We start from the raw sequence: 24,005 nt of genomic DNA on the forward strand, positions 1-24,005 counted from the left end.
GGGTCCGCCGCCCCCCCGCGTGCGGGGGGCGGGCGGGGGGGGGGGGGCGGCGCGGGGGGGGGGGCGGGGGGGGGGGCCCCCCCCCGGGGGGGGGGGGGGGCGGGGCGCCCCCCCCCCCCCCACCGGACCGCCACTCCCGATCGACTACTCCCCGATCAGCGCGTCGACGAACGCCTCCGGCTCGAACGGCGCCAGATCGTCCGGACCCTCACCGAGGCCCACCAGCTTCACCGGTACGCCCAGTTCGCGCTGGACCGCGACGACGATGCCGCCCTTGGCCGTGCCGTCGAGCTTGGTCAGCACGATGCCGGTGATGTCCACGACCTCCGCGAAGACGCGCGCCTGCACCAGTCCGTTCTGGCCGGTCGTGGCGTCCAGGACCAGCAGGATCTCGTCCAGCGGCCCGTGCTTCTCGACGACCCGCTTCACCTTGCCGAGCTCGTCCATCAGGCCCGTCTTCGTGTGCAGCCGGCCGGCCGTGTCGATGAGCACGACGTCCGCGCCCTCGGCGATGCCTTCCTTGACCGCGTCGAACGCGACCGACGCCGGGTCACCGGCCTCGGGCCCGCGCACCGTGCGCGCGCCGACCCGCTCGCCCCAGGTCTGGAGCTGGTCCGCGGCCGCCGCCCGGAAGGTGTCCGCCGCGCCGAGCACGACCGAGCGGCCGTCCGCGACGAGCACCCGGGCGAGCTTGCCGGTGGTGGTGGTCTTGCCGGTGCCGTTGACTCCGACGACCATCACGACGCCGGGCGTGTCCAGGCCGCTCTCGGTCTTGACGGCGCGGTCGAAGTCGGTGCCGACGAGCTTCAGCAGTTCCTCACGCAGCAGGGCCCGCAGGCCCTCCGGCGTACGGGTGCCGAGCACCTTCACATGCTCACGCAGCCGCTCCACCAGCTCCTGGGTCGGCGCGACGCCGACGTCCGCGGTGAGCAGCGTGTCCTCGATCTCCTCCCAGGTCTCCTCGTCGAGGTGCTCGCGGGACAGCAGCGTGAGCAGCCCCTTGCCGAGCGTGTTCTGGGAGCGGGCGAGCCGGGCGCGCAGCCGGATCAGCCGGCCGGCCGTCGGTTCGGGGATCTCGATCGCGGGTGCCGCCGGCTCGGCGACGACCGGCTCATCGACGGCAACGGAGGCCGCGGCGTCGGGGAGGTCTACCTCCTCGATGGTGCGGCGTGGCTCTTCCCGCGGCGTCTCCGCCTCGTCGCCGATGTGCGGCTCGGCGGGCGGAGCGGTGATGGTCGGCGTGCTCGGCGGCGCCGATGGCGGCAGCTGCTTCTTCTTGCGGCTGCTGACCACGAGCCCGCTGATCGCGCCGACCGCGACCAGGGCGATGACTACGGCAAGGATGATGACGAGTTCCATAACCCGTCCAGTATGCGTGACCCCCTCCTCCCGAGGTCCCAGCCGCCGCAGAAGCCGCGGCCGCGCCCCTGTCCATCTGACACAGCGTCAGCTACCGTCCTCCTTCGCCAGGCCCGTATCCAGGACGCATCCAGGACCGCATCCAGCCCCGTATCCGGCGGAGGGGACCTTCCCATGGCCTTCACAGTCGCCCGCTTCAACCTCGTCGAACCCGAGGCGACGCCCGAGACCCTCGCGGCCCGCTATCGCGCCGCACTGGAGATGGCCGCGTACGCCGACGACCGCGGCATCGACACCATCCAGACCGAGGAGCACCACGGCGCCCACAACAACTGGCTGCCCTCCCCCTTCGTCTTCGCCGGGGCGGTACTCGGCGCGACGAGCCGTATCGCGGTCACCGTCTCCGCGATCATCGGCCCGCTCTACGACCCGCTGCGGCTGGCCGAGGACATCGCCGTGCTCGATCTGATCGGCAAGGGCCGGCTGGTCACGGTCGCGGGCATCGGCTACCGGCCGGAGGAGTACGAGGCCCACGGGGTCGACTGGGGCAGGCGCGGCAAGATCCAGGACCTGCTTCTGGAGACACTCCTCAAGGCGTGGTCGGGCGAGCCCTTCACGTACGAGGGCCGTACGGTGCGGGTCACTCCGCGCCCCTACACCCAGCCGCACCCGACGCTGCTCGTCGGCGGCTCGTCGCGGGCAGCGGCCCGCCGCGCCGCCCGCCTCGGGCTGCCGTTCTTCCCGAGCGCGCATCTGCCGGAGTTGGAGGCGTACTACCAGGACAGGCTCGCCGAGTACGGCACCGAGGGCTGGACCATGATGCCCGCCGAGAAGACGCCGCTCCTGCATGTCTCCGAAGACCCGGACCGCGCCTGGGCCGAGTACGGGAAACACTTCCTGCACGAGGCGCGGATGTACGCCTCCTGGCAGTCGAAGGACATCCGCTCGGCGGTGCGCTCGACGGCCACCACCGTCGAAGAGCTGCGTGCCGAGGGCGTGTACCGGATCGTCACGCCGGACGAGTGCGTGGCACTGGGCACCGACAGCCTCGTGCTGCATCCGCTGTGCGGCGGCATGCCGGTCGACGAGGGCTGGCGCAGCCTTCAGCTGCTGTGCGAACACGTACTGCCCCGGCTCGCTGGGTGAGCCGGGGCAGTACGTGATGAGGAGAGGGGCAGCGGGGAGTTAGCCCATCTCCTCCAACGCCTTGCCCTTGGTCTCCTTAACGAACAAGAGCACGAAGGGGATCGAGAGCAGGGCGAAGAATGTGTAGATGACGTACGTGCCCGAGAGGTTCCAGTCCGCCAGGCTCGGGAAGCTCGCGGTGATGGCCCAGTTGGCGATCCACTGCGCGGACGCCGCGACGCCGAGGGCCGCCGCGCGGATCCGGTTCGGGAACATCTCGCCGAGGAAGACCCAGACCACCACGCCCCACGAGAGGGCGAAGAAGAGCACGAAGACATGGGCGGCGACCAGGGCGACCACGCCCTGGGTGGTGGGCAGCTTGCCGTCGACGAGATCGGCCGAGAAGGCCCAGGCCTCGAAGCCCAGCGCGATCGCCATGCCGGTGGAACCGATCAGGGCGAGCGGGCGGCGGCCGATCCTGTCCACGAAGACCATCGCGATCACGGTGCCGATGATGTTGATGATCGACGTGGTGAACGAGTAGAAGAACGAGCCGGCCGGGTCGATGCCGACGGACTGCCACAGCGTCGAGGAGTAGTAGAACGCGACGTTGATGCCGACGAGCTGCTGGAAGACCGAGAGCCCGATACCGACCCAGACGATGGGCAGGAAGTTGAAGCGGCTGCCCAGCAGGTCCTTGAAGGTCGACTTGTGCTCGCTGCGCATCGCGTGGTCGATCTCGGCGACGCGCGCGTCCAGATCGATGTGCTCGCCCTCGACCTCGGAGAGGACCTCCTTCGCCCGGTCGACCTTGCCGACGGAGATCAGAAAGCGCGGCGACTCGGGAATCACGAAGGACAAAAGTCCGTACACAACGGCCGGCACGACCATCACGCCGAGCATCCACTGCCAGGCCTCGAGCCCGCCGATCTCGCCGCGCTGCTCACCGTCGGCGAGCTGCAGGATGCCGTAGTTGACCAGCTGGGAGACGGCGATGCCGATGACGATCGCGGCCTGCTGGAACGAGGCGAGGCGGCCGCGGTACGCGGGCGGCGAGACCTCGGCGATATAGGCGGGGCCGATGACGGAGGCCATGCCGATGGCGAAGCCGCCGACGATGCGCCAGAAGGCGAGGTCCAGGAGGGAGAAGGGCAGAGCCGAGCCGACGGCGCTGATGGTGAACAGCACGGCCGCGATCTGCATACAGCGGATACGGCCGATGCGGTCGGCGATCCGGCCCGCGGTGGCGGCGCCGATGGCACAGCCGATCAGGGCGATGGCGATGACCTGGGCGAGCGTGCCGGAGCCGATGTCGTAGCGGTCCCGGATGGCCTCGACCGCGCCGTTGATGACCGAGCTGTCGTAACCGAAGAGGAAGCCGCCCATCGCGGCCGCGGCCGTGATGAAGATGACATGGCCGAGGTGTTCGGGATGGGCTTCTGGGGCGCCCGATGCCGGTGGCGGCTGCTCAGTGCTGGTCACGTGTACTCCTGGGGCCGTCCGGCAGCGTCGCCGGGCGTGGGGGCGAGCCCTTCAAGTGGCGCACAGGTACCCGCTGCTCACCACTTGAAGGTAAAAGCAACGTTGCAGAGACTATTCGTTCAAGTTTCGAAGTCAAGTGGTGATCCAGAACCTGGAAGGGCGACAGGGATCACAGTTTGAGTTCAAGAATTGAAGAACTGAAGGAGTGTCAGCGGAGGCGCTGGCTGATGACCTTGGAGACTCCGTCACCCTGCATGGACACGCCGTACAGCGCGTCGGCGACCTCCATCGTCCGCTTCTGGTGCGTGATCACGATCAGCTGCGAGGACTCCTGGAGCTCCTGCATGATCCGGATCAGTCGCTGGAGGTTGGTGTCGTCGAGCGCCGCCTCGACCTCGTCCATCACATAGAACGGGCTCGGCCTGGCCTTGAAGATCGACACCAGCATGGCGACGGCCGTCAGCGAGCGCTCACCGCCCGACAGCAGCGAGAGCCGCTTCACCTTCTTGCCGGGCGGCCGGGCCTCGACATCCACGCCCGTGGTGAGCATGTTGTCGGGATCCGTCAGAATCAGCCGGCCCTCGCCGCCCGGGAAGAGCCGCGAGAAGACACCCTCGAACTCGCGGGCCGTGTCCCGGTACGCCTCGGTGAAGACCTGCTCGACGCGCTCGTCGACCTCCTTGACCACCTGCAGCAGGTCGGCCCTGGTCTTCTTCAGGTCTTCAAGCTGCTCGGAGAGGAACTTGTGCCGCTCCTCCAGGGCCGCGAACTCCTCCAGAGCCAGCGGATTCACCTTTCCGAGCTGCTGGTACGCCCGTTCGGCAGACTTGAGGCGCTTCTCCTGCTCGCCGCGTGCGAAAGGTTTCGGCAGGTTCCGCGGATGCTCCGGGTCATCGGGCAGTTCCTCTCCCTCGGCGGGCGGTGACGGCGGAACCAGCTGGTCGGGCCCGTACTCCGCGACCAGCCCGGCCGGTTCGACGCCGAGCTCCTCCAGAGCCTTGGTCTCCAACTGCTCGATCCGCAGCCGCTTCTCCGCCCCGAGTACCTCGCCGCGGTGCACCGAATCAGTGAGTTTGTCGAGCTCGCCCTTGAGGTCGCGGCCCTCGTTCCGGGCGGCGGTCAGGTCTTGCTCACGCTCGGCCTTCGCCGCCTCGGCCGCCACCCGCTCGGCCTCGGCCCGCACCAGCGAGACCTCGACATGGGCCAGCAGTTGGCGGGCGCCGCCGGCCACGGCCGCGGCGACCTCGGCCTCGTGCCGCAGCCGGGCGCGCCGCTCCTCGGCACGCGACCGCGCCTCGCGCTCGGCGCGCGCGCCCCGGTCGAGTGCGTCCGCGCGGCCCGCGAGCCCCTTCACGCGCTCCTCGTGCGTACGGACCTGAAGGCGGGCCTCCATCTCCGTCTGCCGTGCGTTGGCGCCGTCGGCGGCGAGCCGGTCCCGTACGTGCGTGTCGGGCTCCTCCTCGACCGGGCTCTCCTCGGCGACGAGCAGCCGCTCGGCCAGCTCCTCCGCCTCCTCGCGCGCCCGCTCCAGCGCCTCCTGCGCTCTCGCGACGGCCGCCGCGGTCCGCGCGGCCTCGTCCGCGGCGCCGCGCGCCTGCCCGGAAAGCCGCCCGAGCCGGCCCGACACCGCGGACTTCTCCCGGTCCGCGGCCCGCCTGCGCTCCCCCAACTCCTCGACGAGCGCGGCACACTCGGCGCGCCGCGCGGCGGCCCCCCGCTGCGTCCCGGCCAGCACCTCGCACCGGGCGGCCAGCTCCTCCAGCTCGGCGGCCGCCTCGTCGACGGAGGCCTGGACCTCCAGCAGACTGGGCGCTCCGGCGGAGCCGCCGTGCGCGAAGTGCGATCCGAGCACATCGCCCTCGGCGGTGACGGCGGTCAGCTCGGGCCGCGCGGCGAGAAGATCCTCGGCGTCCTCCAGCGTCCCGACGACGACCATGTCCCGCACCAACCGCCGTACGGCTCCCATGAGCTCGCCGGGCCCGCGCACCAGGTCGGCGACAGCCGGCGGAAACCCGTCGGCCACGCCGACAGCGCGTGAGTGGTGGCTCTCGGGCGCGGTGCCCGCCGGGACGGCGCCGTCCCCTTGGTGCGGCCCGTCACCGGGAACTTCGCCCGCCGGGCCGGAGCCCTGCCCGGGCACCGCGGCCGGCCGGCCGAAGCCGGCCGACGTCTCGCGCCCATCGGGCCCCCGGCCCGCCAGTGCGGAACCGTCCGGCTCCTGGAGCCCGCCGGACTCGGTGCGACTGCCGCCCTGTTCCGGCAGCGGCACCCGGCCCAGCAGCAACGCCGCCCGGCCCGCGTCCTGTTTGCGCAGGAGGCGGATCGCGTCCGCCGCCGTGCCCGGGTCCGTCACCGCGATCGCGTCGGCCGCCGCTCCCAGCGCGGCCGCCACGGCGATCTCGTACCCGGGTGTCACCGACAGCAGCTCCGCCGCCGGACCCAGCAGACCGCCCAAACGGTCCCGTGCACTCAACAGCGCGCCCGTGCCGTCCTTGCGGCGCAGGCCCAGAGCGAGCGCCTCGCGGCGGGCGGCCACCGCGGCGCGGCCACGTTCCGCCGTGGCGAGATCCTCGCGGGCGGTGCTCAGTTCCGCCTCCGCCTCGGCCAGCGACCGCTTCGCCGCGTCATGCTGCTCGCCGAGCGCCGAGTCGTCGGCGTCCAGGCCGTCGACCTCGGCCTTGAGCTCCTCGTACTCCTCCTGCGCGGCGACGGCCCGCTCCTGCGCCTCGTCGCGTGCGGCGGCCAGCCGGTCGATCTCCGCCTGGGCCGAGCCCGCTCGCGAACGGGCCGCGTTGACCTGTCCGTTGAGCCGGGCGAGGCCCTCGCGCCGGTCGGCGATGGCCCGTGCGACGTCCTTGAGCCGCCGTTCCTCGACCACGAGCTCGCGCTCCAGCTCGGCGCGGTGCGCGACGGTGTCCTCCAGCGCCCGCTCGGCCGCCTCCAGCGCGGCCTCCAGCTCCGCCTCCTGCTCGCGGATCCTGGCGGCCTCCCGCTCCATGTCCTCGGGGTCACGGCCGCGCCGCTCCTCCGCGGGCTGCGCGGTCGCGCTCTTCACCCGCGCGTCGGCGAGCGAGATCGTGCCGCGCACCCGCTCGGCGAGCTGCGACAGTTCGTACCAGGTCTGCTGGGCCCGCTGCAGCCGCGGCGCGAGCCGGCGCACCTCGTCCTCCAGCTCCGCCTCACGCGACAGTGCGGCCTTGAGCGCGGCCTCGGCGGCGTCCTTGCGTTCCTTGAGCGCGGCCTCGTCGGCGACCTCGGCGTTCAGCGCTTCCCTCAGGCGTACGAGATCGTCGGCGAGCAGCCGCAGCCGGGCGTCGCGCAGATCGGCCTGGATGACGGCGGCCCGCCGGGCGACGGCGGCCTGCCGTCCCAGCGGCTTGAGCTGGCGGCGGAGTTCGTCGGTGAGGTCCTGTACGCGCGCGAGATTCGCCTGCATCGCGTCCAGCTTCCGCAGCGCCTTCTCCTTGCGCTTGCGGTGCTTGAGCACACCCGCGGCCTCCTCGATGAAGGCCCGCCGGCCCATCGGATCGGCGTGCAGCACGGAGTCGAGCTGGCCCTGGCCGACGATGACATGCATCTCGCGGCCGATGCCGGAGTCGGACAGCAACTCCTGGATGTCCAGCAGGCGACACGTGTCGCCATTGATCTGGTACTCACTGCCGCCGTTGCGGAACATGATCCGCGTGATGGTGACTTCGGCGTAGTCGATGGGCAGCGCGCCGTCGGAGTTGTCGATCGTGAGGGAGACTTCGGCCCGGCCGAGCGGCGGCCGGCCGGTCGTCCCTGCGAAGATGACGTCCTCCATCTTGCCGCCGCGCAGCGACTTGGCCCCCTGCTCGCCCATGACCCAGGACAACGCGTCCACCACATTGGACTTGCCGGAGCCGTTGGGCCCCACAACACACGTGATGCCGGGCTCGAACCGCAGCGTCGTGGCGGAGGCGAAGGATTTGAACCCGCGCAGGGTCATGGCCTTGAGGTGCACGCAGCCGGACTCTACCTCTCGCTTCGCGCGGACCGCCGGAACATGTCGGGTCCGGCCTGCCGCAGGGGAACGGTTTCACCGATGAAGGTGCAGGGCACATCAGACGGTAAGACAAGGACTGTAAGTCGCAGGAAGTCATGGGGGAAAGAAAGAAGGGACGCCGAAGCGTCCCTTGCATGTCTTGCTCGATGAATCCCCAGCGAACTCCGAGCTCAGGTGAGCGCGGGTTCCGCGTGGGGTACGTCGATGTCGATGCCGTCAAGCAACGACTCTCCAGGGTGCTTGGCGACAGCGGCATTCAGCGCGTCGTTCTCGGACTGGATCCGTACAAGCTCGGATTCGAGGTCCTGGACGCGCTGCTGCAGCCGTCGCATCTCGGCGAGGAGTCGCGGATCGGAACCGCCGACGTAACCGAGAAGCGCCTTTGCCATGATGGATGGTCCTCCACACTGAGTGACCGACCGAAGCGGTGTGGGTCGTGAGGGATTCGCACCCGCGGTGTTCGGCAGTGCTTGTTACTGCTGATATCGCTGCGGTTCTTACTGCCAAACAGCTAAGGTGCGCGGGGCTTCCAGAGTCTCACCAAAAAGTTTGACGGTCAACACGATCACGCCCCGTATCAAGGGCAAACCCGGGGGCATACGGCCGCGAAACCTGCGGCGGAGCCTCTTCTCCGGGGCCCGGGGGGCGTGGAGATCATCCTTAACCGCGCAGCCTGGCATGGCGAGCCCTTCTTGGCAACCACCAGGCTGTTTCTGCCGGAGGCAGGTGCCGGAGGCAGGTCTTCCGGCACCTCCGCAGGCCGGGAGAGCCGGCCGCCGTCAGCGGATCGCGAATCCGTCGTAGCCGCCGCGCGGGGTGTCCCAGATCTCAGTGACTCCGTCGACCCTGCCGGGTGTGTCGTCGGAGCGCAGCCATTCCAGTAGACGGTGGCAATTCTCACGTGGGCCCTCTGCCACAACCTGCACCCTGCCGTCGTCGAGATTGACGGCAAAGCCCGTCAGCTCTCCGATCTCCAGTGCGTTTGCCCTGGTGAACCAGCGGAAGCCCACTCCTTGTACTCGCCCGCGTACCCAGGCAGTGAGCCGTGCAATGTCGTTCATGGCTGCAAGGTAACCGGCCAATTGCTCACGGAGCACTTCGCCCCCACGCGTCATGGCGTACAGTCCGGTCGGAATAAGACTCACCCGATTGGGTGAGCCGGTTTATGTTTAGCCGTCGAAGACGAGGAAGGCACAGCAGATGGGACGCCATCGTCGCACCGCCAAGCGCGCGGGCAGGCCCGTACGCACCGGGCTGCTTGGCGCCTCCGCAGCCATGGCCGTAGGCGCCGTGGCCGTCGCATCCGGCCTGCTGCCGGGCGGCGACACCTTCAACGTCGGCGGGGAGAGCTCCCCCGGCACACAGGTACGCACCGAGGGGTCGGCGAAGCTGCAGACCCAGGGTGACGCGAGCGCCACGCCGACGAGCGAGGCCTCGGCGCCGGTGAGTCAGACCCCGCAGCGCCCGCAGGCACCGTCGAAGACTCCTTCTCCCACGCCGACCAAGCCGAAGGCCACGCCGTCGAAGCAGACGAAGGCGCCTGAGGCCAAGCCGGAGAAGAAGAAGGAAGCCCCGGCGCCGGTCCGTACCGAGTCGCGTGCCCCAGACCGCGCCGAGCGCACCAAGGCCCCCGTGGTCTCCGCCTCGAGTGCCGCCGAGGCCGAGGTGCTGGGCCTGGTCAACAAGGAGCGCGCGAAGATCGGCTGCTCACCGGTGACGCGTGACCCGGGTCTTGCGGCGCTGGCCGGAGACTTCAGCGCCGACATGGCGCAGCGTGGCTTCTTCGACCACACCGACCCCGACGGGGACACTCCGTGGGACCGCGCCGACCAGGTGGGCCTGCAGGGCCTCGGCGGCGAGAACATCGCCCGCGGCCAGGCCGACGCGGCAGCGGTGATGAACTCCTGGATGAACAGCGACGGTCACCGCGCAAACATTCTCAACTGCGACTACAAGACGCTCGGCGTCGGTGTGCACCTGGGCAACGGTGGCCCGTGGTGGACGCAGGACTTCGGCTTCTGAGCCGTCGGTAAGCATTCCCGCAGCGCTTTCTGATCGAAAGCGCTGTGCCGGAGTAGGGTGGCCGTCATGGACGACGGCCACCCTCTCGGCGTTTTCGACGTGTTCTCGAAGCAGTGCCCCTCGCGCGGCACGCTCGAGCATGTGACAGGACGCTGGGGCAGCCTCACGATCGGAGCGCTGCACGAGGAGTCCCTCCGCTTCAATGAGCTGCGGCGGCGGGTCGATGGCGTGAGCGAGAAAATGCTCTCCCAGACGCTGCACGCGCTGGAGCGCGACGGTCTCGTGCACCGGGAGGCGCAGCCCACCAATCCCCCGCGGGTCGACTACGAACTCACCCCGCTCGGGCACGCCGTGGCCGAGCGGCTGCTCGGTCTGATCCGGCTCGTCGAGGGCCGGATGCCCGAAGTCCTCGCGGCGCGCGAGCGTTACGACGAGACGCGCGAGGGTCTCGGCGCTCGCTGACAGCGCGGACAGTAGTAGCTGGAACGGTTCATCCAGGCGCGGCGGCGCATCGGCGTGCCGCAGCGCCGGCAGGGCTCGTCCTCCCGCCCGTACGCGTCCAACGACCGCTCGAAATAGCCTGATTCGCCGTTCACGTTCACATACAGGCTGTCAAAGCTGGTGCCGCCGACGGCCAGCGCAGCGTTCATCACATCCCGTACGTGGCCGAGCAGTTCGACCGCGCGGGGACGCGGCAGTGTCGCCGTCGGCCGCTCGTAGTGGAGCTTTGCGCGCCACAGCGCCTCGTCCGCGTAGATATTGCCGACGCCGCTGATCAGTGACTGGTCGAGCAGCGCTCGTTTGACCGTCGTACGCCGCAGCCGCAGCGCGGTGTGAAAGGCGTCGTCGTCGAAGGCCGGGTCGAGCGGGTCGCGGGCGATGTGCGCGATGACGTCCGGCAGGCCGTCGGGAGTGTTGTCGTGCAGCGAAAGCCCGCCGAAGGTGCGCTGGTCGACAAAGCGGAGCTCGCTGCCGATCGAGTCGTCGAAACGGACGCGGATGCGCAGATGCTTCTCGTCCGTGGCGCCCTCGGGCTGCACGAGCAGCTGACCGCTCATGCCCAGATGTCCGAGGATCGAGGTGTCCGTGTCCGCCAGCGGCAGCCAGAGGTACTTGCCGCGGCGGCGGGCGATGCCCACGCTGTGGCCCTTCAGCCGGGCCGCGAAGTCCTGCGCGCCGGCGAGATGGCGGCGGACGGCTCGCGGGTGCAGGACCTGCACCTCGGCGATCGTACGGCCACTGACCCAGCTCTGGAGTCCGCGACGTACGACCTCGACCTCGGGCAGCTCGGGCACGGGGCTCCTTCGGGAAAGCTCATGGTGACGCCCGCAGCGTACCGCTCCGTCCGGTGCCGAAAACCGTGAGGCCCCGCGCTCCTGGGAGCGGGGGCCTCACGGTCGAAAGCGGTGCGTGGACTCAGGCCGAGGCCCGGTCCGCCGGTTCCGAGGACGAAGGGGTGTCGGCGGCCTCTTCGTCGGATGCTTCGGACGCGTCGGTCACTGCGTCCTCCGCTTCGGTCGCCGCTTCGGTCGCCGCATCGGCGGCTGCCTTCGCGGTGATGGCAGCCTGCTCCGCGGCGATCTTCTCCGCGGTCGCGCGCTCGTCCGCGGCGGTACGGATCTCCCGCCACGCGGACTCCGCCGCCTGCTGCTCCGCTTCCTTCTTGCTGCGGCCGGTGCCGGTGCCGTACGAGACACCACCGACGCGGGCGGCAGCAGTGAAGGTCTTCTCGTGGTCCGGACCCGTCTCGGTGACGAGATACTCCGGCACTCCGAGGCCCTCGGCCGCGGTGAGTTCCTGGAGGCTGGTCTTCCAGTCCAGGCCTGCGCCGAGATTCGAGGACTTCTCGATCAGCGGGTCGAAGAGCTTGTGCACCAGGTGCGATGCCGCTTCGAGACCCTGGTCGAGATAGACAGCGCCGATCACCGCTTCAAGGGTGTCGGCGAGGATGGACGCCTTGTCCCGGCCGCCCGTGCCCTCTTCGCCCCGGCCGAGCCGGATGAAGGAGCCCAGGTCGAGCCCACGGCCGACCTCCGCCAGCGCACGAGAATTGACCACCGCGGCCCGCAGCTTGGCCAGCTGGCCTTCGGGCAGGTCGGGGTGGGTGCGGTACAGCGTGTCGGTGACCACCAGGCCGAGCACCGAATCCCCGAGGAATTCGAGCCGCTCGTTGGTGGGCAGCCCGCCGTTCTCGTACGCGTACGAGCGGTGGGTCAGCGCACGCACCAGAAGGGCGGACTCGAGGTGATACCCGAGCCGCCCTTCCAGAAGCGTGTGGGACGAGGCTGCGTTGACTGCGTTTACTGTGTCTGCCTGCTTCTTGGCATTGGACAGCTCAGACATCGGGCCTCTCACCAGCCGCTCAGACCTCGAGGACCTGGCGCTTGTTGTAGGTGCCGCAGCTCGGGCACGCGATGTGCTGCTGCTTCGGCTCCTGGCAACGCTCACACGAAACCAGGGTGGGGACCGCAGCCTTCCACTGCGACCGGCGGTGGCGCGTGTTGCTGCGCGACATCTTCCGCTTCGGAACAGCCACGGCTACTTCTCCTGCTTCTCGTCGACGCCCGCTTCGGCGCCGCCCATGTTGTCCTTCTCGCCGTCCTGAATGGTCTCGGCGAGTCCTTGCAGTGCCGCCCAACGAATGTCGAGGGCGTCGTGGTTGTGGTCAGGGTTCTCGTCCAGCCTGATCCCGCACTGGGGGCACAGACCGGCACAGGTCTCCCGGCACACCGGCTGCATCGGCAGTGCGAGCACCACCGCGTCACGCAGCACGGACTCGAGGTCGAACAGGCCGTCCTCGAGAAAGAGCCTGTCCTCGTCCTCGGCGTCGTCGACCGGCTCCGCAGTGCGACTGCGGCCCCGGTCATCGGCGTCGGGGTACGTGAACATCTCCTGGAAGTCCGCCGCGACCTCTTGGCCCAGCGGCTCCAGACACCTTACGCACTCCCCCTCGGCCGTCGCACGGGCGGTGCCTGTGACAAGCACACCTTCCATGACCGACTCCAGGCGGAGCTCCAGCTCTACGGGCGCGCCTTCCGGCACACCGATGACCCCTTCGATACCGAAGTCCTTGGGGGCATCAACCGAGCGGGTCAGCCGCTGGAGGGCACCAGGACGCCGCCCCAGCTCGTGTGTGTCGAACACGAGGGGGTTGCGGTGGTCGAGGCGCGTGCTCAGGGCTTTTCCTGCTTTCGGATCGTGGGGAGGGCCGCACCGGTTCCGGAGGAATGCGGGCAGCCGAGATCGCGAAACTACGCGCGACCGAAGAGCCAGGATACTGGACGGGCCGCCGTAGACCCAATCCGGTGATTCCCGGCGGCGGCTCAGCGCCCTTGTTCGTACCGGCGCAGCTGTTCGAGGTCGATCATGCTGGTGTCGAAGAGGCTGGTCTCGTCGAGGGCGGCCGTCTGCTGCTGCGGCTGCTGCGGGACCTGCGGCTGCTGGTAGGCGTACGGATCCTGCTGGGCGTACTGCTGCTGGTCGTAGCCCTGCTGCTGGTACGCGGCGTACGGATCCTGCTGCTGGTAGCCCGCGTACGCGTCCTGAGCCTGGTAGGCGTACGGGTCCTGCTGCGGAACCTGGGCCGGGATGTGCGGCTGCTGCTCGGCCACCGGCTGGTACTGGTGCTGCTGGACCTGCTGCGGCTGGGGCTGCGGCTCGGCCAGCTCCGCGAGACCGGCCAGATAGTCGGAGTCGCTGCCGTGCTGCTGGGCGCCCGCCGCGTCCTGGGCGGCCATGTGCTCGCCGAGGGCGTCGCTGGTGGTCCGGCCGTGCAGCTTCAGCCGGCCGCGGCCGACCGCCTCCAGGGTCTTGGACAGGACGGCCTCGAAGGCGCCGAGCTTGGCGTCCACGTAGTCGTCGGCCCGCTGGATCAGGGTGCCGGGGTCGGCGCTGTACTCCGGGGCGTCCTCGTCGGCGTACCCCTGCTCGTCCAGGCCCGGGCCGCGGCCGAGGAGCTTCTCGCGGCCGCGGTCGACGGAGCCGATGGTCTTGGTGAGGACGACCTCGAAGTTGGCGAGCTTGGAGTCGACGTAGTCGTCGGCCTCGGCACGGATCTCCTCGGCGTCCCGGCGGGCCTCGGTGAGGATGCGGTCCGCCTCGTCCTGCGACTGGCGGGCGACCTGGGTGTCCGAGATCAGCGAGCCGCGCTCGGCGTGGGCGCTCTCGATGATCCGCTCGGCCTCCTGGCGGGCCTGCGCGACCATCTGCTCACGGCCGCCGATCAGCTCCTGGGCCTGGGCCAGCGAGCCGGGCAGCGCCTCGCGGACTTCCTCCAGCATGGCGAGCAGCTCGGCGCGGTTGACCACGCAGGAGGCCGACATGGGCATGGACCGGGCGTTGCCGACCGCCTCGACGATCTCGTCGAGCTTCTTCTGGACGTCCACCGTGGTTCGCCACTCTCTGCCTGATATGAGACGGACGGGACGACTGTACGGGCAGTCGGCTCCGGTCCGACACCGGGTGACGGACTGTCAGCTCGTCATCGCTCGGCGAGACGCCGGGTGAGCGCCTCGTGGACGACGGGAGGCAGCAGGTGGGAGACATCTCCGCCCCAGGCCGCCACTTCTTTGACGAGGCTGGAGGAAAGGAAGCTGTAGGTGGGGTTGGTCGGGACGAAGAGGGTCTCGACGCCGGAGAGGCCGTTGTTCATCTGGGCCATCTGGAGCTCGTAGTCGAAGTCGCTGACCGCGCGCAGGCCCTTGACGATGGCCGGGATGTCGCGCTGCTTGCAGAAGTCGACGAGCAGGCCGTGGTGGGACTCCACCACGACGTTCCCGTACTCGCCGGTGACCTGGCGGATCAGGTCCATCCGCTCTTCCACGGTGAACAGGCCCTGCTTGGACTGGTTGATCATCACCGCGACGTATACGACGTCGTACAGCTTGGAGGCGCGGCCGATGATGTCGAGGTGTCCGTTGGTGATGGGGTCGAACGACCCCGGACAGACTGCGCGGCGCAACTGAAGTCCCTCGCTCTCCGGTCCGGTCATGGTGCGTCTTCGCACGTAGAGGCGGCGCGACCGTACCAAAGCGTGCCCTCGCCGTAACGACGGGCCCGCAGTGGCTCGAAGCCCTCCGGCCAGATGAATTCGCCGCCTCTGGTGCTGCGCTCCACGGTGGCGAGAGCATCGCCCGCGAGCCAGCCCTGAGAGCGGAGTGTGAGCAGAATCTCCCGAAGATCATCGTCGGTGACGTCGTACGGCGGGTCCAGGAAGACCACGTCGTACGGCTCGTCGGGCGCCGGACCTGTCACGATCTGTTCCGCTTTGCCGGTACGGACCTCGGCACCGGGCAGCCCGAGCGCGCGGACGTTCTCCCGGACGACGCGGGCGGCCCGGCTGTCGGCCTCGACGAGCAGTGCGTGGGACGCGCCGCGGGACAGCGCCTCCAGGCCGACGGCCCCGGAGCCCGCGTACAGATCGGCCACGCGGACGCCGGTCAGCGTGCCGAGGAGCGACTGCCAGCTGGAGAACAGCCCCTCGCGTGCGCGGTCGGACGTGGGGCGGGTGCCGGTGCCGGGCGGGACGGCGAGCCGGCGTCCGCCGGCCGCACCGGCAATCACGCGGGTCATCTGCGTCTGAGTCCTTCGGGAGAGGCGGATGTGGGCGGACGTGCCTGGACATGCCTGGACGTGCTTAAACGATAGGCCGTCGGCCGGGAATCGGACCGTCGGGGCGGCCCGCCCTGCCTGCCGGGCCCCGGCTCAGCCCTTCTCGAGGTACTGCTCGCGCTCCTTGTCCAGCAGCGCGTCCAGCGCGGTGCGCAGCTCGGGATACCCCTCCAGCTCCGGGTCCGCCGAGACCACCGCGACCGCCTCCTCGCGGGCCGCCGCGATGACCTCCTCGTCCTCGATGACGGTGAGCATCCGCAGCGAGGAGCGCACCCCGGACTGGGCCTGGCCGAGGACATCGCCCTCGCGGCGCTGTTCAAGGTCGATACGGGAGAGCTCGAAGCCGTCGAGCGTGGCGGCGACCGCGCCGAGCCGGGCCCGGGCCGGGGTCGCCTCCGGCATCTCGGTGACCAGCAGACACAGCCCGGGCGCCGAACCCCGGCCGACCCGGCCGCGCAGCTGGTGCAGCTGTGAGACGCCGAAGCGGTCCGCGTCCATGATCACCATCGCGGTGGCGTTCGGGACATTGACGCCGACCTCGATGACGGTGGTGGCGACCAGGACGTCCACATCGCCGGCGGCGAAGCGGCGCATCACATCGTCCTTGTCGTCGGGCTGCATCCGGCCGTGCAGCACCTCGACGCGCAGCCCGCTCAGCGTGCCCCGTACCAGCTGCTCGGCGATGTCGATCACGGCGAGCGGCGGCCGCTTCTCCGCCTCGTCCTCGGCCGACTTCTTCTTCGGCTTCTCGGCGGCCTCGTCCATCGAATCGCCGATGCGCGGACAGACGACATACGCCTGATGGCCCTTCTCGACCTCCTCGCGGACCCGCTCCCAGGCGCGCGCCAGGAAGTGCGGCTTGTCCGCGGCAGGCACCACATGGCTGGCGATCGGCGAACGCCCGGCGGGCAGTTGGTCGAGGATCGAGGTCTCCAGGTCTCCGAAGACCGTCATCGCGACTGTGCGAGGGATGGGCGTGGCGGTCATGACCAGCAGATGCGGCGGCTGCTTGCCCTTGGACCGCAGCGCGTCGCGCTGCTCCACGCCGAAGCGGTGCTGCTCGTCGACGACGACCAGACCGAGATCGTGGAACTGGACCTTGTCCTCGATCAGCGCGTGCGTGCCGATCACGATGCCCGCCTCGCCGGTGACCAGGTCGAGCAGCGCCTGGCGGCGCGCGGCCACGCCCATCGAACCGGTCAACAGCACGACCTTCGTGCCCTGTTCGGCTCCGCCGAGCATGCCTCCCTCGGCGAGCTCGCCCATCATCTCGACGACGGAGCGGTGGTGCTGCTGCGCGAGAACCTCGGTCGGCGCGAGCATCGCCGCCTGGCCGCCGGCGTCCACGACGGTGAGCATCGCCCGCAGTGCCACGAGCGTCTTGCCGGAGCCGACCTCGCCCTGGAGCAGGCGGTGCATCGGGTGCTCGGTCGCCAGGTCGTCGAAGATCTCCTTGGTGACCTTGAGCTGGCCTTCGGTGAGCGTGAACGGCAGCTTGGCGTCGAAGGCGTCGAGCAGCCCGCCGGGCGTCGGTCTGCGGGCCACGGCGGGCAGTTGGGCGTCGGCGAACCGCCGGCGGGCCAGCGCCACCTGGAGTACGAACGCCTCGTCCCACTTCAGCCGCTGCCGCGCGTCCTCGATGTCGTCCTTGGTCTGCGGCCGGTGGACCTTGAGCAGCGCCTCGGGCAGCGAGACGAATCCGCGGCCGTCGCGCAGGGCGGGCGGCAGTGGGTCGACGGCGTCCTGCGCGCTGGGCAGCACCGCGTCGACCGCCTTGGCGATCTTCCAGGACTCCAGGCCCTTGCACGCGGGGTAGATCGGGATGAGTGCGCCGGCCCAGGACTCGATGTCGGCGGAGGAGTCGCCGCTGTCCGCGCCGAGCTTGGCGTACGTGGGGTGGGTGAGCTGGAGCTTGCGGTTGAAGACCGAGACCTTGCCGGCGAACATCGCCCGGCTGCCGGGCAGCAGCTCCTTGTGCGGCTTGTGGATCCCGCGCCCGAAGAAGACGAGCTGGAGCCGGCCGCTGCCGTCGGTGATGTTGATCTCCAGGCGCTGGCCCCGGCCGCCGTTGAAGGTGTGCACCCGGGCGTCGGCGACCTGCGCCACCACGGTGACGTCCTCGTCGAGCGGCAGCTCGGACAGCCGGGTGAGCTGGCCCCGCTCCTCGTACCGCCGCGGGTAGTGATGCAGCAGATCACCGACGGTATGCAGGTCGAGCTGCTCGGCCAGCACCTTCGCGGTGGCGGCGCCGAGTGTCTTCTTCAGTGGTTCGTCGAGCACAGGCACGCGATCCATTGCACACCACACCGCTGACAGACGTCACGTACCCGTGGATATCCGCTGGTCGCGACGGTGCCGTGACCCCTAGGATGGCGCGGTCTCCCCGCACTCCCACGCCGCGATCACCGTCGAACGGGATCGCCCGACCCGCGCCGTCGCCCGTCCCCCCACCGGCGCTGCGACGATGACTTCTGAGACTTCTGAGCCCTCCGCGACTTCCGCGGCGTCCACGACCTCCGCGACTTCCGAGTCCACACCTCATACCTTCCAGGTCGACCTGCGCGGCCTGGTGGACCTTCTCTCCCACCACCTCTATTCGAGCCCCAAGGTCTATCTGCGCGAGCTGCTGCAGAACGCCGTCGACGCGATCACGGCCCGCCGCGCCGAACAGTCCGGCGCGCCCGCCCAGGTCCGGCTGTACGCCGCGGACGGCAGGCTGCGTGTCGAGGACTCCGGCATCGGCCTGACCGAACAGGACGTGCACAGCCTGCTGGCGACCATCGGCCGCAGCTCCAAGCGCGACGGCCTGGAGTCGGCACGCTCGGAGTTCCTCGGCCAGTTCGGCATCGGGCTGCTGGCCTGTTTCGTTGTCGCCGCGGAGATCCGGGTGGTCAGCAGGTCTGCCCGTACGCCTGACGCCCCGCCCGTGGAGTGGGCGGCGCGCGACGACGGTTCGTACACCGTGCGCACGCTGCCGGACAGCGCCCGGCCCGAGCCCGGGACGACCGTGCAGCTGACCGCCAGGCCCGGCAGCGGCGACTGGCTCGCCGAGGAGCGGGTCCTCGCGCTGGCCCGGGACTTCGGCTCGCTGCTGCCGTACGACGTACGGGTCGGGGACACGGCCGTCACCGAGCTGCCCTCCCCTTGGGACCGTTCGTATCCGAACCCCGCACTCCGCCGGGTGGCACTCGCACGCCACTGCCACGAGCTGTTCGGCTTCACTCCGCTCGACTCGATCGATCTGAATCTGCCGGTCGCCGGGGTGCGCGGGGTGGCGTACGTCCTGCCGTCCGCCGTCAGCCCGGCGCAGCGCGCGGGTCACCGGGTCCATCTGAAGGGCATGCTGCTCACCGACCGTGCCGATGAACTCCTGCCGGACTGGGCCTTCTTCGTACGCTGCGTCATCGACACTGACTCGCTGCGGCCCACCGCGTCGCGCGAGTCGCTGTACGCGGACGAGACGCTGGCTGCCGTACGGGAAGCGCTCGGCGTACGCATCAGGGAGTGGCTCACCGGTCTTGCCGCGGGCGATCCGGAGCGGCTCGCGCTGTTTCTCTCGGTCCACCACCTCGGCGTGAAGTCGCTGGCCCGGCACGACTCGGACATGCTGCGCACGATGCTGCCGTGGCTGCCGTTCGAGACGACCGACGGTCAGCTCTCGCTGGAGGAGTTCGCGCTGCGGCATCCGGTCGTGCACTTCACCCGCACCGTGGAGGAGTTCCGGCAGGTCGCGCCGATCGCGTCGGCGCAGGGCATCGGAGTCGTCAACGGCGGCTACACGTACGACACCGAGCTGGTCGAGCGGCTTCCGTCGGTCCGGCCAGGTACGGCGGTCGCCGAGCTCGACTCCGACACCGTCACCGCGCATCTCGACTCCGTCGACCCGGCCGAGGAACTGGCACTGGCCGGATTCCTGGCCGCCGCCCGCGCCAAGCTCGATCCGCTGGGCTGCGACGTGGCGCTGCGCGCCTTCCACCCGCTGACCGTGCCCGCGCTGCATCTCGACGACCGCGCGGCCCGCCACGAACAGGCCCGCGCGGAGGCCGAGGACCAGGCCGACGACTTGTGGGCGGGCATCCTCGGGTCGCTGCGCGGCACCGCAGCGAGGGCCCGGCTGGTGCTCAACCACCTCAACCCGCTGATCCGCAGGATCAGTTCACTCGACGACAAGGAGCTCGCCGGGACGGCGACCGAGGCGCTCTACGGGCAGGCCCTGCTGATGGCCCAGCGCCCGCTGCGCCCCGCCGACTCGGCGCTCCTCAACAGAGCCTTCATCGGCCTGCTCGAGTGGGCCACCCATGACCAGGAGAACGGCCGATGAGCCTTGACACCACGTCCCTGCGCCAGGCGATACGGGAGAACTTCGCCGAGCCGGAAGGGGCCGCGCGCAATGCCCGCGCGGAGCGCATCTTCGCCGAGATCGAGCAGCTCGGCGACACCGCTCTGGTCATCGACGGCCTCAACCACCTGATGCAGATCTACAACTACAGCGCCGAGGCGGACAAGATGTTCGTCCCCTTCGCGCGGATACTGCGCATGTGGGACGAGCGGCCGGGAGACTTCGACGGCCGGCAGGTGCACACGCTGTTCTGGATGTTCAAGTGGGTCTCCAGCGGCATGATCGACCAGCCCCACATCCCGCTTGCCTCCATCGAGAAGTGGCAGACCGAGATGGAGCGCCGCTACCGGCTGGCGGGCCACTCCGAGCGGGCGGTGCGCCAGAGCGAGCTGCGGATCGCGCTGCATCTCGGCGACATGGAGCGCGGCGAGCGCGCGTACGCGGCCTGGCAGGCGGCGGACCGCGACGACAAGAGCGACTGCCGGGCCTGCGAACTGCACGCCCAGGGCGCCTGGCAGGCCCGCGCCGGCGGCGACGACCAGGCGCTGGATGCCTGGCGCCCGGTCATCGAGGGCGAGTTCGTGTGTGCGCAGGAACCCGATTCGGTGCTCGGCTCCTCGCTGCTGCCGCTGCTGCGTCTGGGCCGTACGGACGAGGCACGGGCGAACCATCTGCGCGGCTACCGCCTCGTGCGGTCGCAGGACAGCATGCGTGACGCCGTCGCCGACCATGTGGAGTTCTGCGCGCTGACCGGCAACGAGGCGCGCGGCCTGGAGATACTCGCCGAGCGACCCGCCTACTTCACCGACACCGGCGATCCGAACACGCTGCTGGACTTCCTGGCGGTGACCGCGCTGCTGACCGACCGGCTCACCGCACTGGGCCACGGCGACCAGAGCCTCGCCGGTCCCGGCGGCCGCAGCTGGACCGCCGCCGAACTGGCCGCGCACGCACGGAAGGAGGCGCTGGCGCTCGCCGCCCGCTTCGACGAGCGCAACGGCAACTCCCGCACGAGCGACACCACCCGCGAGCGCATGGACCGCGAACCGCTGTTGGACCGGCTGCCGCTCGGACTCCGGCCGGCCCGACCCGCGGCGGGTACGGCCGCGAAGGCCGCGGCTGCCAAGGCTGCCGCTGTCGAGACCGCCGCCGATCTCGGCTCGCTGCTCGCCGAGGCCCGGCGGCTCTCCGACGCCCAGCGGCCGGACGCCCTCGAAGCCTGGGCGGCCGTCGCACGGGCCGCCGGCCGCGACGGCGTGCAGCTCGACGCGCACGACCTCGGCGAGATCGACGAGCACCGGGCCATGGACCGCCGGGTGCCGGCCGCCGAGGCCATGGTGCTGTTCCGCTCGGCCGCCGAGCGGTACGAGTCGGTGGGCGAGGCCGGACATGCCGTGGCCGCGCGCGCCCGGGCCGCCTACGCGCTCTGCATCGACGCCGGCGAGCACTTCGAGGAGCGCTCCGCCGAGGCGCTCGCCGAACTGGCCGGGGCCCGCGACGAGGTGCTCGCGCTGCACGCCGACGGCGCGGCCACCGCACGCCAGGTCAGCCGGGTCCTGCTGTGCCGGGCCCGGATCCTCAACGACCGGGTCCACCAGGCGGAGGACACGGACGCGGCGGTCGCCGCGCTGGAGGAGTCCGTACGCGAACTGCTGGACTTCGCCGAGCCGCACCGCGCCGCCAAGGACGGCGCGGACCGCACGGACGGCGCGGACGGCGCGGACGGCGGGGTCGGCGGGGTCGGCATCGCGGTCGGTGAGGCGCTCGGCTTCCTGGGCGACATCGTCGGATACCGCGGCAGCGCGGAGCAGGCCGCCGAGATGTACGCCCGGGCCGCCGATGCGTACATCTCGGCCGGCCGGCCCTGGTACGCGGTCGAGGCCGAGTCCCAGCTCGCCGGTGTCAGCCGCCACCTCGGCGACCTGGAGACGGCGGAACGCGCGTCCCGGGCCGCCCTGGAGCACGCCCGCGAGTTCGCCGCGCCCGGCGGCCTGTCCCGGCTCCACCTCCAGCTCGTCGAATCGCTCGCCGACAGCGGGAAGACCGCCGAAGCGGCCGAGCATGCGCTGGAGGCGGCGCACTGGGCGGACGAGGCGGGCGAGAGCGCGGGCACCGGCGCGTACGCACGGCACCGGCTCGGCGGGTTCCTGCTGGAGCTCGGCCGGACCGAGGAGAGCGCGGCGGTCCTGGAGGCCGTACTGCCCGACCTCAAGGCCGACGAGCACGGCGAGGGCATGATCGTCCAGACCCTGTGGTGGCTCGGCGACTGCATGACGGTGCTGTACGAGCCGCGCACCGCGGCAGAGCACTGGCTGAAGGCCGCGGACATCGCACGCGGCTGGCCCGAGCAGCAGGACCACGCGATGCTCGCGAATCTGGCGGGCCAGGCGCTGTACCGCGCCGACCTCAACTCCGAGGCGGAGCTGGCCTATCGCCGGTCCGGTGAGCTCTGGCGCGACCTCGGCGACGTCCACGCGCTGGTGCGGACGCTGCGGGTTCGGGCGTGGATCGCGGTACGGGACGGGCAGGCGGGCCCTGAGGCGGCGCGGGAGCTGATGGCGTCGGCGGCGGCCGAGTGCGAGAAGGCCCTCGCTTCCGTGGCGGACCCAGAGGCGCAGGAGCGGCTGCGGGAGGAACTGACGGACACGCAGCGGCAGACGGCGGAACTGATCGCGGACGAGGGCGAGGCGTAGGCCCCACTCGCCGGTTTCCCGTGACCGGGGCGCACACCTCCGGTCACGGGAAGGGCCCCTACTCCACGCCGATCAGCAGCGGTGTGGAACCCCGTCCGCCCTCGTACGTCAGGGTGTCCACCGCCAAGTGCCGTTCCCGGACGTGGCGTTCCAGGCTCGCCGCCACGGAAGCCGCGTCCGGGACGTCCTCGCCGAGGACCAGTGTCACCAGCTCCCCGCCCGCCGAGAGCATCCTGTCCAGGACCGTTTGCGCCGTCGTCGTCAGGTCCGTGCCGATCACCGCGACGTCGCCGTCGATCAGGCCCAGCACGTCACCGGCCTGGCAGATGCCCGCCGTCGTCCACGACTGCCGTTCCGCGACGGCCAGTTCGGCATGGCGCGTCGCGCCCGCCGCCGCCGTCATCGCCACGACGTCCTCGTCGAAGCGCCGGTCCGGCTCGTGGACGGCGAGCGCCGCGATGCCCTGGACCGCCGCGCGGGTGGGGATGAGGGCGACGCGTACGCCCTCCGAGCGGGCCTGTTCCGCCGCGGCCGCGGCGGTGTGGCGCAGCTCCGCGGAGTTCGGCAGCAGAACCACCTCGCGGGCGTGCGCCCGGCGGATCGCGTCGACCAGTTCGCCGCTGGCGGGCGGCTCCCCGGGGCGGGCGAGCACCGTTGTCGCGCCCGCCTCCGCGCACAGGGCCGCCAGTCCCTCGCCGGGGACGACCACGACGACCGCCCGCTGCACCTGCTCCCGCTCGGGGACGGCCGCGGTGTCGAAGTGCGTGATGCGGATCCGGTACGGCCGGCCCGCCTCGACGCCCGCCTCCACCGCCGCGCCCGCGTCGTCGACGTGCACATGCACGTTCCACAGGCCGTCGCCGCCGACCACGACCAGCGAGTCCCCCAGCCCGTCGAGCCGGGTCCGCAGCCGGGTCACCGCCTCGTCGTCCGCCTCCAGCAGGTAGATCACCTCGAAGGCCGGGCCTCCGTCGGCACACGGTTCCGCGGTCGCGGACGCACCGGAGCCGGGCCGTACGTGCGCCAGTGCGGGAGCCACCGGCGCCTCTCCGGACACCGCGCCCACCAGCGCTCCCAGCACGGCGAGCAGCCCGCGCCCGCCCGCGTCCACGACGCCCGCGCGGCCGAGCACGGCGAGCTGTCCCGGAGTCTCGTCGAGGGCCGCCCTGGCCCCCTCGTACGCCGCACGCGCCGCATCGTCGGGCGTGGCCTCCGCCGCCGTGGGGGGGGGGGCGGCCCCCCGGGGGGGGGGGGGGGCCCCCGGGGGGGGGGGCCCCCCCCGCCCGGGGGGGGCGCGCCCCCCCCCCGCCCCCCCGCGGGGGGGGGGCGCGCCCGCCCGCCCCGGCCA

Annotated in this window: 19 protein-coding genes; 5 read left to right on the top strand and 14 right to left on the bottom strand. The window is 71.0% G+C overall.

What is annotated here, in order from left to right:
• Positions 1-144 precede the first annotated feature (144 nt).
• The gene (gene ftsY / locus ACH4YL_RS39610) at positions 145-1,359 is read right to left on the bottom strand and encodes a signal recognition particle-docking protein FtsY (RefSeq protein WP_398512388.1); all 1,215 of its coding nucleotides are present in this window, start codon (positions 1,357-1,359) and stop codon (positions 145-147) included.
• 174 nt (positions 1,360-1,533) lie between these two features.
• Between ftsY and ACH4YL_RS39615 the strand changes: the two genes are divergently transcribed.
• The gene (locus tag ACH4YL_RS39615; protein ID WP_398512389.1) at positions 1,534-2,505 is read left to right on the top strand and encodes an LLM class flavin-dependent oxidoreductase; all 972 of its coding nucleotides are present in this window, start codon (positions 1,534-1,536) and stop codon (positions 2,503-2,505) included.
• Between the two features lie 39 nt (positions 2,506-2,544).
• Here the strand turns inward: ACH4YL_RS39615 and ACH4YL_RS39620 are convergent, their stop codons facing one another.
• The 4 genes from ACH4YL_RS39620 to ACH4YL_RS39635 form a co-directional block, all read right to left on the bottom strand.
• Positions 2,545-3,966 carry a sugar porter family MFS transporter gene (locus tag ACH4YL_RS39620; protein ID WP_398512390.1) on the bottom strand — a complete coding sequence of 474 codons (1,422 nt, stop codon included), beginning with the start codon at positions 3,964-3,966 and terminating at the stop codon, positions 2,545-2,547.
• Between the two features lie 208 nt (positions 3,967-4,174).
• Positions 4,175-7,951, bottom strand: coding sequence for a chromosome segregation SMC family protein (locus ACH4YL_RS39625; protein ID WP_398512391.1), 3,777 nt, complete (start codon positions 7,949-7,951; stop codon positions 4,175-4,177).
• Positions 7,952-8,163: 212 nt separating this feature from the next.
• The gene (locus ACH4YL_RS39630) at positions 8,164-8,382 is read right to left on the bottom strand and encodes a hypothetical protein (RefSeq protein WP_398512392.1); all 219 of its coding nucleotides are present in this window, start codon (positions 8,380-8,382) and stop codon (positions 8,164-8,166) included.
• 390 nt (positions 8,383-8,772) lie between these two features.
• Entirely contained in the window at positions 8,773-9,054 is a 282-nt protein-coding gene (locus ACH4YL_RS39635; RefSeq protein WP_398512393.1) for an acylphosphatase, read from the bottom strand.
• A gap of 139 nt (positions 9,055-9,193) precedes the next feature.
• Between ACH4YL_RS39635 and ACH4YL_RS39640 the strand changes: the two genes are divergently transcribed.
• Both ACH4YL_RS39640 and ACH4YL_RS39645 read left to right on the top strand, forming a co-directional pair.
• Positions 9,194-10,015 (top strand): CAP domain-containing protein, encoded by an 822-nt coding sequence (locus ACH4YL_RS39640; RefSeq protein WP_398512394.1) that lies wholly within the window; start codon positions 9,194-9,196, stop codon positions 10,013-10,015.
• A 66-nt stretch (positions 10,016-10,081) separates the two neighbouring features.
• Positions 10,082-10,477, top strand: a complete 396-nt coding sequence (locus ACH4YL_RS39645) for a winged helix-turn-helix transcriptional regulator (RefSeq protein WP_398512395.1) — start codon at positions 10,082-10,084, stop codon at positions 10,475-10,477.
• Here the strand turns inward: ACH4YL_RS39645 and mutM are convergent.
• The 8 genes from mutM to recG form a co-directional block, all read right to left on the bottom strand.
• Positions 10,441-11,310, bottom strand: coding sequence for a bifunctional DNA-formamidopyrimidine glycosylase/DNA-(apurinic or apyrimidinic site) lyase (mutM, locus tag ACH4YL_RS39650; RefSeq protein WP_398512396.1), 870 nt, complete (start codon positions 11,308-11,310; stop codon positions 10,441-10,443). The genes ACH4YL_RS39645 and mutM overlap by 37 nt on opposite strands.
• Positions 11,311-11,431: 121 nt before the next feature.
• Entirely contained in the window at positions 11,432-12,358 is a 927-nt protein-coding gene (gene rnc, locus ACH4YL_RS39655; protein ID WP_398512397.1) for a ribonuclease III, read from the bottom strand.
• 19 nt (positions 12,359-12,377) lie between these two features.
• Positions 12,378-12,551 carry a 50S ribosomal protein L32 gene (gene rpmF / locus ACH4YL_RS39660; protein ID WP_026165248.1) on the bottom strand — a complete coding sequence of 58 codons (174 nt, stop codon included), beginning with the start codon at positions 12,549-12,551 and terminating at the stop codon, positions 12,378-12,380.
• A gap of 2 nt (positions 12,552-12,553) precedes the next feature.
• Positions 12,554-13,192, bottom strand: coding sequence for a YceD family protein (locus ACH4YL_RS39665; RefSeq protein WP_398512404.1), 639 nt, complete (start codon positions 13,190-13,192; stop codon positions 12,554-12,556).
• 146 nt (positions 13,193-13,338) lie between these two features.
• A complete protein-coding gene (locus ACH4YL_RS39670) occupies positions 13,339-14,400 on the bottom strand; it encodes an ATP synthase F0 subunit B (RefSeq protein WP_398512398.1) in 1,062 nt (353 codons plus the stop codon).
• 95 nt (positions 14,401-14,495) lie between these two features.
• Entirely contained in the window at positions 14,496-14,975 is a 480-nt protein-coding gene (coaD, locus tag ACH4YL_RS39675) for a pantetheine-phosphate adenylyltransferase (protein ID WP_398512405.1), read from the bottom strand.
• Positions 14,976-15,001: 26 nt separating this feature from the next.
• Positions 15,002-15,586, bottom strand: coding sequence for a 16S rRNA (guanine(966)-N(2))-methyltransferase RsmD (rsmD, locus tag ACH4YL_RS39680; protein WP_398512399.1), 585 nt, complete (start codon positions 15,584-15,586; stop codon positions 15,002-15,004).
• Between the two features lie 132 nt (positions 15,587-15,718).
• Positions 15,719-17,920: an ATP-dependent DNA helicase RecG gene (recG, locus tag ACH4YL_RS39685; RefSeq protein ID WP_398512400.1), complete on the bottom strand. Its 2,202-nt coding sequence runs from the start codon at positions 17,918-17,920 to the stop codon at positions 15,719-15,721.
• 169 nt (positions 17,921-18,089) lie between these two features.
• Between recG and ACH4YL_RS39690 the strand changes: the two genes are divergently transcribed.
• Together ACH4YL_RS39690 and ACH4YL_RS39695 are read left to right on the top strand one after the other, a co-directional pair.
• The gene (locus tag ACH4YL_RS39690; protein ID WP_398512401.1) at positions 18,090-19,946 is read left to right on the top strand and encodes an HSP90 family protein; all 1,857 of its coding nucleotides are present in this window, start codon (positions 18,090-18,092) and stop codon (positions 19,944-19,946) included.
• The gene (locus ACH4YL_RS39695) at positions 19,943-22,657 is read left to right on the top strand and encodes a tetratricopeptide repeat protein (protein WP_398512402.1); all 2,715 of its coding nucleotides are present in this window, start codon (positions 19,943-19,945) and stop codon (positions 22,655-22,657) included. The genes ACH4YL_RS39690 and ACH4YL_RS39695 overlap by 4 nt, the downstream gene beginning before the upstream one ends.
• Positions 22,658-22,715: 58 nt before the next feature.
• Here the strand turns inward: ACH4YL_RS39695 and ACH4YL_RS39700 are convergent.
• Positions 22,716-24,005, bottom strand: a 1,290-nt coding sequence (locus ACH4YL_RS39700; RefSeq protein ID WP_398512403.1) for a DAK2 domain-containing protein, incomplete at its 5' end; no start/stop codon positions are given.

This window comes from Streptomyces sp. NPDC020681, from assembly GCF_044334895.1.
Classification (GTDB): Bacteria; Actinomycetota; Actinomycetes; order Streptomycetales; family Streptomycetaceae; genus Streptomyces.